The following is a 14,244-nucleotide window of genomic DNA, read 5'->3' on the forward strand; positions in this document are numbered from 1 at the left end:
TGAGGCTTTTGGTGCTGAAGCAACTTAGTCATCCCATTCGCACTGAAACTCAGTACCGCTCAGCAACATCGGCCACTCTGTGCCCACGCTCAGTCACCTGGCGAACGGCTTTGATCTTGAATTCTTCGGTAAATCGCTTCGGTTGTGCGCTCATGCTCATGACACCTCCAGATATCCTCATTATGAGGCAAATGGGTGTCTAGGGTATCCGGGTCGATTCACAGCGCCCGCCCCAGGAGAGCGGGTCAATGCGCCGTTATGCCTATCGCTTACCGACCAAGCAGCCCCGACGCCTCAAGCGCTTGCTGCGAACGTTGCGCCGCCACAGCACGGTCATACTGTGCCCGCAGACCTTCTGACCACTCGACCATCTCCTGCGGCTGCACCCGACCCAAGCGATCACCCCACGGGTTCGTCGTGGCACTCGGGCCATAGTAACTGTTCACAAACGACGTGTAACGGGTGGGATCTGCCTGCGCGGGCAGGTTATCAGAACGTGTCGAACTCTCAACCGCCGACAAATAACCCTCAAACGTCTCAAACCGCTCTGGATCAACGTAATAGGGATTGGCCTTCTGCCACGCCATAAGCGCCTGACCAAACTCGGTCACACTCTCACCCATCGACGGCTTTTGAGCCAACCACTCTTGATACAACGGTGACTTCAGATAGTTGGCCGGCAACCCCGCGCCCGGCTCACCAGGCAGCAGGTAATCACGCGGCCCCGCCTGGGTCTTCTGGGCCATGGTCTGCGGATCGGCCGCCTGTGGCGGTAGTGCGGTTGATACTGGCGTCGCGGATACTGCGCTCGTCCCGCTAAGTGTCTGGGCGGCCTGTAGCTGTGCCAAGACCGATTCCACGGCCTGGGTTACCTGCGCGACCACCGGCGCTACTGCTGAACGAACCGACTCGGCCTGGCCATCCAGCGCACTCAGCGCCGACTGGATTTGCCGCGAGAAATCACCCTGCGCACGTTCCAGCGTATTCTGCGCTGAATTTGTCAGACGCGTCACACGCTCTATGCCTGATACATCGGATACCGACATGACCTCACTCTCCGTTTTACATTGGCCCTTCGGTAACGACCGAACGCACGAACTACGCTGCGGTCTTTACCAAAACAGCCGTTACTTCTTTGCTGCGCCCTTGGACTTGGCATCCGCCTCAACGGGCAACTCGGCTTTGAGCGCATTCGCGTAGGTCGTGCGCGCCGTTTGCAACATGGAGACCACGGCCTGTGCTCGGGCCAGTTCCTGGTCCGTCGCACGCAGGTTCACCACCTGGGCGCGGGCGTTGTCCGACAGGCTTTCCAGGTCGTACTCCGTGCCATCAATTGTAATCTTCTGAGCCATAACACATCTTCCTTTTGATCAAAAATTAAGCCCCACAACCGAAATTGTGAGGCTATGGGTACAGGTACTTACTTTACATCCATCTGCGCTGAAACTCAGAAGCCTGACACCAGCCTCATTCGACAGCACTACAGAACATTACCGCAGGTACATGTACCTTTAATGCAGACTGACTAACCGCCCTAGGGAACGCCGCCGACCGAGGCAGGCGGCGTCTCCCGGGGAGGAAAGGGCTACTTAGTACCCCTCAACGAAGGGGCTAAGCCGTTCGGTTAGACGAAGTCTGCGGCAACAACAGCGGTTACGCCGGTAAGTTGCACGGCTTCGTCAGCCGTACCGTCAGCGTTACGGTCGAAGAATACCCAGCCGTTAACGGTATCGTCAGCAAACACATACCGGACAGTCCCATTCATCGCAGTATTTGCTGCCGCCAAGGCCGCAGCAAAGTCAAGAACAGCACCTGCATCGTTAAAGTTACCGGCAGCACCTGCGGGCCACCGAAAGCGAGGGTGTCCGTGCCACCACTAACAAAGCCGGCAATCGTATCAATCGAACCCAACGCAAGGCCTGTGTCACCTGCGCTGAAGGTAAACACACCACCAGCAGCGGCCGCTGTCATCGCATCTACACCAGCACCGCCAATGATATTAACGCCTGCCGCAGCACCGGAAGCATCCAGCGTATCATTGCCCGCACCACCAGAGAGGGTGGTCACAGCAGCACCCGCCAGAAGCGTGTCGTCACCAGCCCCGCCGATAATCGTGGTGATTTGAGTACCGGCCGTTTGATCATCAATCGTCCAACCTGCTGTTGCATTCGCAACAGTAAGTGTCGTTACCAACGTATCACCGGTAGTGGCCGCTGTTGTAATCGTGTTGCCACCAGCACCGTTCAGTGTAACAGCACTGAAGTCGAGAATTTCGACATCGGTCAAATCAAAGTCCTGGGTTGATGCGCCAGTATTGAAGATCACGGCAGTAGCTGCGGCGGTACCGAGAGTGACGGCAGCAGCAGTCCCGGTGAAAGAAACTGTGTCACCCCCGTTGCTGTTTGACCACCCAAGTCAATTACCTGGGTTGCGCCACCAACGTTGATCGCAGACTGAACTGTATCATCTCCGGCGTTTGCACCAGTACCGGTCGTGTCGATGTTGAGAGCGAACTGACCACCAACCTGACGAGCATCCACAACCAATGCTGTATCGGCGCCCACAAGAACATTATCGAAAGCCCGGATAGCCAGAGTCTCGGTGTTCGTCAGTGTGGCGTTGTTGGTCGTGTTGACCAGACGATCCACCGTGGCCGAATCAAGAACCAGATTGCTGCGCTGATCGACAGCAGTATCGTTCGTGAACTCGATCGTGCCCACGTTGCTGACACCTGCGAGGTCGCCAATGGTGACCACAGCCGCGTTGCGAACTTCCAGAACGTCTGCGTTAGCAGAGTAACCCGGAGTTGCACCACCGGTCACATCCGCACCACCATCGATCACGGCCAGGCCGTTGATGTTGGCATCCGCCATGATGAAGCGGTCTGCCGTCATCGTGGTGCCGACAGCAGCGTCAGTTTCCTGACCGTCGTACGAGAACGAGGACTGGGCGTTCAGCGTGCGGGCGTCAATGGTAACACCAGCGTTGGCCGAAGCCGCGGCGTTGGCACCGTTATCGTTCACGATGGCGATGCTGCGACCACCTGTGACAGCCGAACCGTTGGCTGCGATCAGGTCGTTCGTGAGCGTCAGGTTGTAGGCGTTCACTGCACCGCGGCCGTTGGCGTCAAGCATGCCGTTGCCCACCAGGTGGATGGTCTCGAAGTTCGAGACGTTGGTCCACTCGGAGGCGCTGATGTTAATACGAACGCCATCGCCATCAATTGCGAGCGTATCGTTGCCTGCACCGCCATCAACGACGTCAGAGATGGTCAGACCAGCCGTGTTGTCGTTCAGGTCGTCGAAGATAACCGTGTCGTTACCCGCACCCATCGTGATGGTCTGGGCACCGGTGGCATTGTCAGCATCGGAAACACGCACAACCACGTTACCCGCGTAGGCAGCTGCGTCGATTGTGGCAGCTTCCAGACGGGCCGCACCCACAGCGCCGATGTCGGTCACGAATGCATTATCCGCTGTAGGCGGGATGGCGATGGTACTACCCAAGGTACCATCTGTTTGGTAGCCGTACAGGCCGGCTTGACGACCAGCAGGCAGGACGTTTTGAACGTCCAGATTCATGAACTGGCCAGCGGCACCGCCTGTGAGAGTAATGGAACCGTCAATGTTCGCGACATTCCCCAAGCGTACCGTATTGGATTCAGAGTCGTTGTCAGTGATGGAAACGTTATCGACGTTATTCGACGTATTTAGCGTCGCGTTGAAACGCGGATCAACGTTTACTCCATCCACTAGAGTGATACCCACGGATGTAGCGGCCGCCACAGTGTTGACGTTCACAACGTTCGCCGCAATACCGTTGTTGCCGGAGTTGCCGTGCTGGAGAATGATGTCTTGTGCGACGGTTTCTGACACGTTATTCAGTGTGGTGGTCAGGTTTTGCGCTGCTGCAATCCATTGGCCGGTAGGATTAGCCGGTGTCACCGTATCATCCTGACCTTCGTTACGAATAACGACGGTTTCCAGATCAGCCAATGTGGCGGTATCAACAGTAATTGCCGTAGCACCGACGCCCTGGCCCTTCACAAACAAATTCTGGAAGTTGCTGAGCGTACCTGCTGCTGCGTTGGCCGTTACAACAACCGTGTTGTCGCCTTCGCCACCATCAATCGTGTCGCCAGCGTTCATGCCACCAGTCAGGATAACAACGTCGTCACCTTGAGCACCCGTGTACGTGAAGTCAACTGGCACGCCCGACGTGTTGTCGCGGGTTGCCGTCACTTCGGCGCCCAGGTGAATCTGGATGTCGCCCGTCAAGCCAGAAGCGTCGATCACTGAAAGCGAGCCAATAACATTAGCCAGACCAGCTTGGTAGTTTTCCGCTTCGACTCGACCGTCGACAATCTGACGCACAACCGTGGAGCCGCCCAGCACCAAGTCTTGGTCGCCAGCGATGTTCAGTGTCTCGAGGTCTTCAGCCCGAAGCACATTAACAGCGTTAGCGGAACCAACGCTGGACAGGTTCAGCGTTTCGTAGCCCTCGGAGGCAGCCTCGATGCGAAGCGCGCCAAGTGCCGCATTGTTCAGTGTTACGTCCGCTTCATCCGCTGCACCCGACAGAGCCGAATTCAGGAAATCAAAACCCACCAAAGCAGCTTCAGCGTGGCTATTGTTCACCGACATGCTCGAGAGCGCTTCGGTGATGTTCTGTGTGCGGTACTCGACCGTGTTCGCATTGATGCGAGCGACGTTAACATTCTGAACACCGGTAGCGTCTTGCAGGTCAAGCGCACGAACAGCATCCATTCCAACCACATCGACGTTGATGGTCTCAATGCCGTTGAGCGTCGGGGTGATCAGGTTGACACCGCCGTCGGTATCGTCAACATACGTGAAATTCAGCGTGGGATTGTCGCCCTTACCGGTCAGAACGTCATCGTCGTTCAACGTGTTCATCTGATCGGTGCCGCCAGGTGTCCAGCCACGGGGGCTTCGAACACGTTAGCTGTCGCTGTGTCGGGATTCACAGTGAGCGTGAAAGTTTGCCCCAAACCAGGAATACCACCAGCCTTAGCTGCCTCAACAGAGGCAGGATCAGCCGTTACACCGCCCAAAACCGAAGTCGCATAAGCAACATTGCCATTGTTCTCACCGTACCACTGAGCTACATCGGTCTTGTTGATAAACAGAGCTTTCGATGTTTCGGCGGCAGTAACCAGATCAGCCGGAGTACCCGGAGCCGGAACATAGTTTGTGACAACACTGATCATTTGTGTGATTACAGAACCCGGCGTAGCGCCTGGCTGGTTCAGCTCATTTGTCCAGTATTCCAGACCGGCTTGATCAGGATTACGACCAAGCACGTTAATGTAGAAACTTTCAATGACTTGCCAGTTGGAAAGAAAATCAGGGTAGTAGTCACGTGCTGCAGAAACGCCATACATCTCGTTAGCGATGCTAGTCAGGGATGCACCTGCATCAAGTTTTTGCACCCAGAAGCCCAAGCCTTCGCCGTCGGGCGCACGGCCGAACAGCGCGACGTACAGCTGGGAAATTTCGGTACGCATTGCATTGGTAATTGCCATCTTAATATTGCTCCTTAAATTGGAAGATTCAAAACCACCGTCGCGATTATTGCATAATTGCACGACTGTTGTTAAGACCAAAACCCGCCCCGCCTGTCGCTGTTAACGACGAACTGCTTAAGCAAGTAAATTTTTGTACAACTTATACTATCCACTATAGCACAGGGCAGAAGCTTAGCCGAAAAACCCCCATTCGGCCAACACCACACTAAAAAAGTTGCTTTGGCACGACAGCCCCGCGGCGCTTATATGGCGTGCTGTTTGCGCCAGCGCATACGCCAGCGCAAACAGGGGCGTTCAACCCAACGCTGAATAGCCCAGGCCAAGCCCACGCACAAGGCCAGAAAAAACGGCAGCTGGGCCACGCCAACCCCGGCAGGGAAGAACACCCAAAAAATCAGGAAGTGGTTCAGAAATACCCCATACGACACGTCGCCGGCCAGTTCGTCCCAATGCTGACGCCGGCGTCGTGCCAGCAGATGTAACAGTGGAAAAATGATAACCAGGCCAAGCAGTACTTCCTGGTTATAGGGCTGGCGCAAGCTGCCATGTGCATACGCCAGCACACCGGCAAACATGGCAAGCAGCACTGCCCCAAACACAAGCCCATAGGCCCTGCGCCCAGCCCCGTGCCCCGACCCCACTGACGCCTGATGGCAGCGGTGCAACAGCGCACCCAGGAAAAAATAGCTTAGCACCCCGGGAAGCAAACGATAGCCGAACCAGTCGCTGTTAACCACCCCGGCCAGCGCAAGTACAGCCACCAATAGGGCAATGACGAAAACGATCAGGAAAAACGGGCGCAACCGTTGACCCCAGGGCGGGGCAACCAGCAGCAAGAATGGGGCCAGCAGGTAAAACTGAATTTCCGCCCCCAACGACCAGGCTGGCGGCACCAGGGTGAAGTGGTCGCTGCCGTTCCACATATAGTAATTTAGCGGGACAACCAGCAGGTTGTTGATATAGTCACCAACGTCAGGCGTTGCCCCAAGAAAATGGTCAACTGATGCGTTACCTGCCGGCAAGCTGGCAAAGTGATACCAAAGCAGGGTCAACACCGCATAGAACAGGTATTGCGGCATCAGGCGCAGGGCACGGTCGACATAAAAGTTGCCGGCCGCACTCGGGGTGGGATAGTGGCGCTGAAGCAGCCCGCTCATGACATAGCCGGAAATCAGGTAGAAGCCGATGACCGCACTAACGCCAGGGTTCAAACCGGCGATGCGAAAATCGACATGGCTGGCCGCAACAGCCAAGGCCAGAATAAGCCGTAAAGTACCAAGCATTGTAGGGGCATCAGGCCGTAAAAGTGGGCGATTATACCGCTTTGCCCGACACGGCAGCCGGCAGGCTGGTGCCCATACGGCAATGCCCTTGCTGTGCCCCTGTAACGCAAAAGGCCGGGTGTTATGATTGCTTTTTAGCAGTTGGCACGCTTAGCCGCCCAAGCCTGTCGTCATCCCTTACTTCCCGCGCTTCTGATGCCCAAGACACTACCCGTTTTAAAGACAAAAACGGCCTTCCGCAGTTGGTACACGGTGTTAGCACCGATTATCGCCCTGGTCTTTTTTTATGGCTCAACCCGCCTGTCAATTGCCCAGCCCCAGGCGGCCACTGCAGCTAATGAAGCCCCACCCTTGCAGGAAAGCCAGCCACACGTCATTGACCTGTCCAGTGCCGCGCGGCTGATGCTGGTTAACGACCATACCTACCGGGCAGCCATCAGCGAACAGGCCTCCACACAAACAGAACGCGATAAAGGGCGCGCAGGGTTGTTGCCCTCTGTTCAAATGGGTTATTCATACAGCCGCGTTAGCGGCAGCCGCTGGCAACCTGATTTTCGCGGGCAACGCACCGAATCTGACTTGCGCTACAACTCAAGCAACGGTTACGTGCAGTTGCGCCAACCCTTGCTTGACTATGGCCGGTATGCCGGCTACCAGCGCGGCCACGCCCTGGCTGACCAGGGGTTGGCCGTTTTTTCGCGAAAGCACCAGGAAGCCGGCTTAAGGGTGGCCGGCGCTTATTTCAATGTGGTTCTGGCTAAAAGCCAATTGTCGCTTCAAGAAGCGTTGGTGTCGTCACTGACCGACATGGTCACGGCCTTTCAGGCACGCTATCGCCAAAGCGAATCCACACGCACAGAGCTTCAAGAAACCGAAGCACGTTTGTCGCTGGCCCAGGCCGATGCGATTCAGGCCCAAGACCAATTAACGGTGGCCTCACGCGAGCTGCAATCGCTGATCGGCGTCTACCCCCACCCTATTGCTGGCTTGGTGGCCCGTTTTCCGCAGCACCCCTTGACGCCCGAGCGCCTTGACGACTGGTTGGCGCGGGCCCGCACCAACAGCCCTGAAGTACGGGCCGCACAAGAAGCCGTCACCGTTGCCAATACCGATGTCGAACAAGCGGGTAGCCGTTATTTGCCCACACTGAATCTTGTCGCAACGTATGGCCGAAGCCAAAGCGACAGCCTGTCATCGCTTGACCAGCGCACCAATACGTTCACAATCGGCTTGCAACTGGATATTCCGATTTTTACGGGCGGATACACCACGGCCAACGTAGCGCGTGCGCGAGCCGACCGGGCACGGTTGCAGCATGAACTGACGGCCGCCCTTGAACGCACCGAAGCGCAAACCACACGGTTCTATACCGATGTGCTTAGCGGGGCAGAGCGCATCAAGGCGTTGCAGGCCGCTGTTGAGTCGGGCACGCTAAGCCTTGCATCGGCTCGCAAGGGGTTTGTGGCGGGCACGCTAAGCAATATTGATGTCTTGAACACCCAAGACAAATTGTTTCAGGCACGGTTCGAACTGGTGCGGGCCCAGCTGGATTACCTGCAGGCCCGTCTGGCGCTGGTCGCCGCGACGGGCGACTTGCAAAACAGTACCTTTGATGAAATCAATGATACCTACCTGACGGCGGCCAGCACCTTCCGGTAAAGATCGGCATAGGCCTTGCCCAGCGCCTTGCCGGAAAACAGCCGTTCGTAGCGCGCCCGCGCTGCGGCGCCATACTGCGCGGCCAATGGCGCATTTTCCAATAACGAATTGATGGCCTGGGCCAATGCCTGTGGCGCTTCTGGCGGCACTACAAAACCGGTTTCCTGGTGGGCGTTCACAAACGATGTGCCGGTACCGATTTCACAACTGACCATGGGCTTGCCAAACAGGCTGGCCTCTACCAGCACCATGCCGTAGGCTTCTGACCGCAAGTGCGATGGCAACACCAGGGCGCGGCAGTTATGCAGCAGCGCCACCTTCTCGGCATCAGTCACCTGGCCTGTGAACACCACATTGCCTAAACCCGACTGGCTGGCTTGCGCCCGCAAGGCGGCACCCTCGGGGCCGGAACCGGCGATCACCACCTTGCCACGAATGGTGCGGGCGGCTTCCAGCAAGTGGTGCAAGCCTTTGTAGTAGCGCAACACACCGATGAACAGCACGTAAGGCTCATCGGGCCGAAGGCCGTTCCGACTAAAAACAGCGTTATCACCCTGCGTCGAATACGAGCTTTCTTCAATACCCAAGGGTATTTGGTGCAACCGGCCCTGCAACGAACTGTGCGTCAAGACCGGGCTATTGGCCGCGTAGCCGGGTGCATTGAAAACAATGGCATCCATGCCACGCAACGTGCGCCACATCAAGGGTGCATAGACCGTGCCCAACCATTTTTGCCGGACAATGTCTGAAATGTAGGTCAGCACCGAGGGCTTGCAGGGTGCAATTTTGTGCAACACATCACCAAACGGCCACGGGAACAAATAATGCACCACGTCGGCCTGTGAAACGGCCTGACGAAACGCGGCCATGGCGGTAACGTCGCCGATGTCGCATGACGCCGGTGCGGCCCACGACTTGCGACGAATGACCGTGGCCTCGGGCCGCTGAATAACCTGCGGAGACGGCGTGGGCGACAAGGTGAAAATGGTGTTTTCCACACCGAACTGCTGCGTACTCAGGCAAATTTGTCGTATGGCCTCTTGCAGCCCACCGGGCGGGTCGGGGAAGTAAGTGCGGTAAACGTGTAGTACTTTCATCGTTGCAACGCTACCCTTGGGCAATAGCCTTGTAAACATTCATGGTTTCCTGGGTACAGCGCTGCCAGGAAAAACCGGCGGCCTGTGCCAGGCCTGCCGCGCTTGCCTTCGTGCGCCAGCCCTCATCGGTCAGCCCCTTGGCCAGCAGGTCGACCAGTGCATCGACATTGTCAGGGTCATGGAGGGCGGCCGCACTGCCGGCCACTTCAGGCAAGGTTGACGCATTTGAACACACCACAGGCACCCCGCAGGCCATGGCTTCCAGCACGGGCAAACCAAACCCTTCGTAAAGTGACGGGTAAGCAAACAACTTGGCGCCGGCCATTAAAAAGGGCAACGTTTGCTGGGGCACAAAACCCAGATATCGAAGCCACCCTGGTCTTGCGCTTGGCGCAAACGGTCATGCAGCGCATTGCCACCCCAACCCCGGTAACCGGCAATCACCAGTGGCCACGCCTTGCGCAGCGTAACGGGTAACTTCAGGTAAGCATCCAGCAGCACATCAAGGTTCTTGCGCGGCTCAACCGTACCCGTAAATAAGGTATAAGCACCAGGCGCAAGGCCGAATTCAGCAATAACCGGCGCCACTTCTTCAGGTGGCCGGGGGCTGAACTCGGCGGCGCTGGCCAACGGCACCACGTAAATACGGTCTAACGGCCACGAAAAAACGCGCTACTTCTTGACGCGTATATTCCGTGTCGGTAATCAGGGCGCTTGCACGTTTCAGGGAAAGCTCGATCTCGGCTTGCATATACCGCACCCGCTCGGGGGTGGCTTTGTGACCATAAGTAGGGCGACAAATCGTGCATGGTGACAACGCTGCGCCCGCCAAAGGGCGGAAGGTAGTAGTTGGGGCCATGAAACACGTGGTCTTCCAGGCCCCGCAGCGCACGCGCTTTCAACCACGGGTTTATCGTGCGAAACGCGGCCACCACCCAACGGTTCTTCTGCGCCAGCTGTTTCCAGGCGGGCAGCGTTGACATGGGCTGCGCCTGGTTGGGCACAGGAATTTGCCGGGTCAGGCCAACACCGCGCAAAAACTGCAGATCTTGCAAGCCGGCACGTTGCAACCCCTGCGCAAGCTCGAAGGTATAGCGCCCGATGCCGGTTAACGGAAACTTGATCGGGTCTACCGACAAGACAACTTTCACTGCGCCGCCTCGGAGAGCATCCACGCCAGGGTTTCGTGCAGCGCAGGTTGAACCAGGTGAACACCCGCGCCGGCCAGTGCGTTTTGCAAACGATCCGGGCTGCCGCATAAACGATGCACCTCGTTCGCGCGAACGAATGCGGGGTTCACTTTGGCCTGTACCGAATGGCCGGAAAGCGCGGTCAGCGTGTCCATGACGTGCTGCAGCGTGTACGGCTGGCCGGAACACACGTTGTACACCTGCCCGGGCTGACCCTGCTGAAGCAGGCCCAGATATGCATTGCAAACCATGCGAACATCGTTGAATTCGCGTTCTACATGCAGGTTACCCAGCTCGACAACGGGTGCTTTACGCGCAAAATGGTCAACCAGTTTCGGAATGACGAAATTGGGGGCCTGCCCTGGCCCGGTATAGTTGAACGGCCGGGTGATAAGCACGGGCAACACGTCGGCGTACGTGCGCGCCATGTGTTCCATGGCCAGCTTGCTGGCCGCATAGTGGTTAACCGGTGCCGGCGGCTGCGTTTCAGTAATGGGCGAGGCGTCGCAATTACCGTAGATGTTGGCGCTGCTGGCGACCAATACCTTATGCAACGGCTTGCCCGATTTCACCAGGGCCGACAGCAGGTTACAGGTGCCCACGACATTGACCGCGTAAAACGCGGCATCATCGGCATGCCCCACAAAGCTGATGGCCGCCAGATGCACCACGGCATCGAAATCGGCCGCAGCCACCTGCGCCGCCACTGCGGCGGCATCGGTAAGGTTGGCTTGCAAGCCAACCACGCTATGCCCCGCTTGCGTGGCAGCTGCCTGAAAATGACGGCCCGTGAAACCGTCTAAACCGGTAACGAGCAAACGCATTAGAAAGAGAACCCGGCTTCGTTGCGACGGATGTCGGCGTCAACCATCATTTGGCACAACTGCTCTAATGTGGTCTGCGGTTCCCAGCCCAGTTCTTTCCTGGCTTTTTCCGGGTTACCGATCAACAAATCGACTTCGGCCGGCCGATAGAATTTGGGGTTCACACGCACCAGGGTTCGGCCAGAGGCGTTGTCGATACCCACTTCGTTCTGATCTTTGCCTTCCCATTTAATGTCATACCCTGCGGCTTTACCGGCCATGGTGACAAAGTCACGAACAGTTTCAGTACGGTTGGTGGCCAACACATAGGTATCGGGCGTGTCGGCCTGCAACATGCGCCACATACCCTCTACATAATCTTTTGCGTAGCCCCAATCGCGTTTGGCATCCAGGTTACCCAGATCAAGAACGTCTTGCTTGCCCAGCTTTATTTTGGCGATGCTGTCGGTTACCTTGCGGGTCAGGAACTCACGCCCGCGCAACGGCGATTCGTGGTTGAACAAAATACCGCTGGTACCAAAAATATCGTAGCTTTCACGGTAGTTGATGGTCATCCAGTGCGCATACAGCTTGGCCACGCCATACGGGCTGCGGGGGTAGAACGGTGTGGATTCTGTTTGCGGAATCGCCTGTACCTTGCCAAACATTTCAGATGTGCTGGCCTGATAAAAGCGAATTTTCGGATTAACAATACGAATGGCTTCCAGCAGGTTCACAGGGCCAATGCCGGTAATTTCTGCTGTGGTCAGCGGCTGTTCGAACGACACCCCAACAAAGCTCTGTGCGGCCAGGTTGTAGACCTCGGTGGCTTCACTGGTTTGCAGCAAACGTATGCTGGACGACAAGTCGGTAAGGTCGTATTCGACCAGATGCAGGTTGGGGTGCTTATCGATGCCCAGCTCTTCGATGCGCCAGAAATTAACCGAACTGGTACGGCGGTAGGTTCCGTAGACCTGGTAGCCTTTTGCCAGCAAAAGCTCAGCCAAGTAGGCACCGTCTTGCCCGGTAATACCTGTAACGACTGCGTGTTTCATGTTAGACATTTCCTTGTTAATCTGGCCTGATGCCAAGAGGTAATACAATTTGGTGAGCTCGAGCAAATTCGATATGCCTGGACTCGTTAAAGACGACCTTCTTGGCGATCATCCTGCTCCGCAACCACCTTGTATTGTAGCCTGCCGTAACCGTTAAAAACGTCAGCCTGCGCCAAGCTTTGCCCTTGCCGATCTTTATCTGATAACAAAGGAAAGCTTTCAATTGGCCACGTAATGGCAAGATCCGGGTCGTTCCAAGCGATGCAATGCTCATCGTCTGGTTGGTAGTAATCGGTGGTTTTGTACAAAAGTTCGGCTGTTTCGCCAAGCACGACAAACCCGTGGGCGAACCCTTCTGGCACCCAAAGCTGGCGTTTGTTTTCGGCGCTAAGCCGTTCACCCACCCATCGGCCAAAAAGGGAGACGACTTGCGCAGGTCGACTGCCACGTCGAACACTTCACCCTGAATAACGCGAACCAGCTTGCCTTGGGGCTGTTGCAATTGGTAGTGCAAACCGCGCAATACGTTCTTGACTGACCGGGAATGATTGTCTTGCACGAACCGCACGCTACGGCCTAAGGCCTGCTCGAATTTAGTGTGGTTGAAGCTTTCAAAGAAAAAACCACGATCGTCACAAAATACCTGGGGCTCAATACGAAAAACGTCGGGTATGGCCAAGGGCGTTACTTTCATCAGCACACCGTTTCTTTCAGAATACGCAGCAAGTATTTGCCGTAGCTGGTTTTGGTCAGTGGCTGGGCCTGTTGCTCAAGTTGTTCTGCACTGATCCAGTGCTTGCGGAAGGCTATTTCTTCAGGACAAGCCACTTTCAGGCCCTGGCGTTTTTCAAGGGTGGCAATGAATTGGCCGGCTTCCAACAATGATTCGTGGGTGCCTGTGTCAAGCCAGGCATAGCCGCGCCGCATAATTTCTACGCTCAACTGGTTCTGTTCAAGATACAGCCGATTCAGATCGGTAATCTCAAGCTCGCCACGTGGCGAAGGCTTCAAATTACGCGCAAAATCAACCACCTGGTTATCATAAAAATACAACCCCGTAACAGCGTAACTGGATTTTGGCTGGGCCGGTTTTTCTTCCAGGCCCAGCACTTTACCCTTGGCGTCGAAGTGGGCCACACCATAGCGTTCAGGGTCGTGCACATGGTAGACAAACACACTGGCGCCACGTTCTCGAGCCATGGCGTTACCCAACAAGGCATGAAGGTCATGCCCATAGAAGAGGTTGTCGCCCAGGATCAGGGCACTGGGGGCACTGCCAATGAAGTCTTTGCCGATGATAAATGCCTGAGCCAGGCCGTCGGGGCTAGGTTGCACAGCATACTGCAGGCTTAAGCCCCACTGACTGCCATCGCCCAGCAATTGCTCAAAGCGCGGAGTGTCTTGAGGAGTAGAAATAACGAGTATGTCACGTATGCCAGCCAGCATTAGCGTACTTAGTGGGTAGTACACCATGGGCTTGTCGTACACCGGTAGCAACTGTTTGCTGATGGCCAATGTGGCCGGATGCAAACGGGTACCCGAACCGCCAGCCAGAATAATGCCCTTGCGTTGTGTCATGAAGCTATTCCCTTGCAAATGCGTATACGGC

General features: G+C 56.4%; 15 protein-coding genes and 2 pseudogenes. 1 reads left to right on the forward strand and 16 read right to left on the reverse strand.

Annotated elements, in window-relative coordinates:
- Nucleotides 1–55 precede the first annotated feature (55 nt).
- The 8 genes and pseudogenes from N7E01_RS07490 to N7E01_RS07525 all read right to left on the reverse strand — a co-directional run.
- A pseudogene (locus N7E01_RS07490) lies at nt 56–154 on the reverse strand (transposase); the annotation flags it as partial.
- A gap of 115 nt (nt 155–269) precedes the next feature.
- On the reverse strand, nt 270–1,046 hold the full coding sequence (locus tag N7E01_RS07495) for a hypothetical protein (RefSeq protein ID WP_289175301.1): 777 nt from the start codon (nt 1,044–1,046) through the stop codon (nt 270–272).
- An 81-nt stretch (nt 1,047–1,127) separates the two neighbouring features.
- Nucleotides 1,128–1,352 (reverse strand): DUF6447 family protein, encoded by a 225-nt coding sequence (locus N7E01_RS07500; protein ID WP_289175303.1) that lies wholly within the window; start codon nt 1,350–1,352, stop codon nt 1,128–1,130.
- A 272-nt stretch (nt 1,353–1,624) separates the two neighbouring features.
- Nucleotides 1,625–1,765 carry a hypothetical protein gene (locus tag N7E01_RS07505; protein ID WP_289175305.1) on the reverse strand — a complete coding sequence of 47 codons (141 nt, stop codon included), beginning with the start codon at nt 1,763–1,765 and terminating at the stop codon, nt 1,625–1,627.
- On the reverse strand, nt 1,762–2,286 hold the full coding sequence (locus N7E01_RS07510) for a calcium-binding protein (protein ID WP_289175306.1): 525 nt from the start codon (nt 2,284–2,286) through the stop codon (nt 1,762–1,764). The genes N7E01_RS07505 and N7E01_RS07510 overlap by 4 nt, the downstream gene beginning before the upstream one ends.
- 35 nt (nt 2,287–2,321) lie before the next feature.
- Nucleotides 2,322–4,916, reverse strand: coding sequence for a beta strand repeat-containing protein (locus tag N7E01_RS07515; RefSeq protein ID WP_289175308.1), 2,595 nt, complete (start codon nt 4,914–4,916; stop codon nt 2,322–2,324).
- Nucleotides 4,913–5,545 carry a DUF4214 domain-containing protein gene (locus tag N7E01_RS07520; protein ID WP_289175310.1) on the reverse strand — a complete coding sequence of 211 codons (633 nt, stop codon included), beginning with the start codon at nt 5,543–5,545 and terminating at the stop codon, nt 4,913–4,915. The genes N7E01_RS07515 and N7E01_RS07520 overlap by 4 nt, the downstream gene beginning before the upstream one ends.
- Before the next feature lie 245 nt (nt 5,546–5,790).
- Nucleotides 5,791–6,831 (reverse strand): acyltransferase family protein, encoded by a 1,041-nt coding sequence (locus N7E01_RS07525; protein WP_289175311.1) that lies wholly within the window; start codon nt 6,829–6,831, stop codon nt 5,791–5,793.
- Nucleotides 6,832–7,083: 252 nt separating this feature from the next.
- Here N7E01_RS07525 and N7E01_RS07530 point away from each other — a divergent pair, with 252 nt between their 5' ends.
- A complete protein-coding gene (locus N7E01_RS07530; RefSeq protein ID WP_289175313.1) occupies nt 7,084–8,490 on the forward strand; it encodes a TolC family outer membrane protein in 1,407 nt (468 codons plus the stop codon).
- Here the strand turns inward: N7E01_RS07530 and N7E01_RS07535 are convergent.
- From N7E01_RS07535 to rfbA, 8 genes and pseudogenes are all read right to left on the reverse strand, one after another.
- Nucleotides 8,460–9,587: a glycosyltransferase gene (locus N7E01_RS07535; protein WP_289175315.1), complete on the reverse strand. Its 1,128-nt coding sequence runs from the start codon at nt 9,585–9,587 to the stop codon at nt 8,460–8,462. The two genes, N7E01_RS07530 and N7E01_RS07535, sit on opposite strands and share 31 nt — an antisense overlap.
- A 10-nt stretch (nt 9,588–9,597) precedes the next feature.
- Entirely contained in the window at nt 9,598–9,912 is a 315-nt protein-coding gene (locus N7E01_RS07540) for a glycosyltransferase (protein WP_289175317.1), read from the reverse strand.
- On the reverse strand, nt 9,912–10,223 hold the full coding sequence (locus N7E01_RS07545; protein ID WP_289175318.1) for a glycosyltransferase family protein: 312 nt from the start codon (nt 10,221–10,223) through the stop codon (nt 9,912–9,914). Before N7E01_RS07545 ends, N7E01_RS07540 begins: the two co-directional genes overlap by 1 nt.
- 14 nt (nt 10,224–10,237) lie before the next feature.
- On the reverse strand, nt 10,238–10,738 hold the full coding sequence (locus tag N7E01_RS07550) for a glycosyltransferase family protein (protein WP_289175320.1): 501 nt from the start codon (nt 10,736–10,738) through the stop codon (nt 10,238–10,240).
- Nucleotides 10,735–11,601: a GDP-mannose 4,6-dehydratase gene (locus N7E01_RS07555; protein ID WP_289175321.1), complete on the reverse strand. Its 867-nt coding sequence runs from the start codon at nt 11,599–11,601 to the stop codon at nt 10,735–10,737. Before N7E01_RS07555 ends, N7E01_RS07550 begins: the two co-directional genes overlap by 4 nt.
- Nucleotides 11,601–12,635 (reverse strand): GDP-mannose 4,6-dehydratase, encoded by a 1,035-nt coding sequence (gene gmd, locus N7E01_RS07560; protein WP_289175323.1) that lies wholly within the window; start codon nt 12,633–12,635, stop codon nt 11,601–11,603. The genes N7E01_RS07555 and gmd overlap by 1 nt, the downstream gene beginning before the upstream one ends.
- Before the next feature lie 155 nt (nt 12,636–12,790).
- Nucleotides 12,791–13,329: pseudogene (gene rfbC, locus N7E01_RS07565) on the reverse strand (dTDP-4-dehydrorhamnose 3,5-epimerase); the annotation flags it as partial.
- Nucleotides 13,329–14,213 carry a glucose-1-phosphate thymidylyltransferase RfbA gene (gene rfbA, locus N7E01_RS07570; protein WP_289175325.1) on the reverse strand — a complete coding sequence of 295 codons (885 nt, stop codon included), beginning with the start codon at nt 14,211–14,213 and terminating at the stop codon, nt 13,329–13,331. The gene rfbA and the pseudogene rfbC, both read right to left, overlap by 1 nt.
- Nucleotides 14,214–14,244 lie beyond the last annotated feature (31 nt).

The sequence above is a fragment of the Neopusillimonas aromaticivorans genome, assembly GCF_030344915.1.
Classification (GTDB): Bacteria; Pseudomonadota; Gammaproteobacteria; order Burkholderiales; family Burkholderiaceae_B; genus Neopusillimonas; species Neopusillimonas aromaticivorans.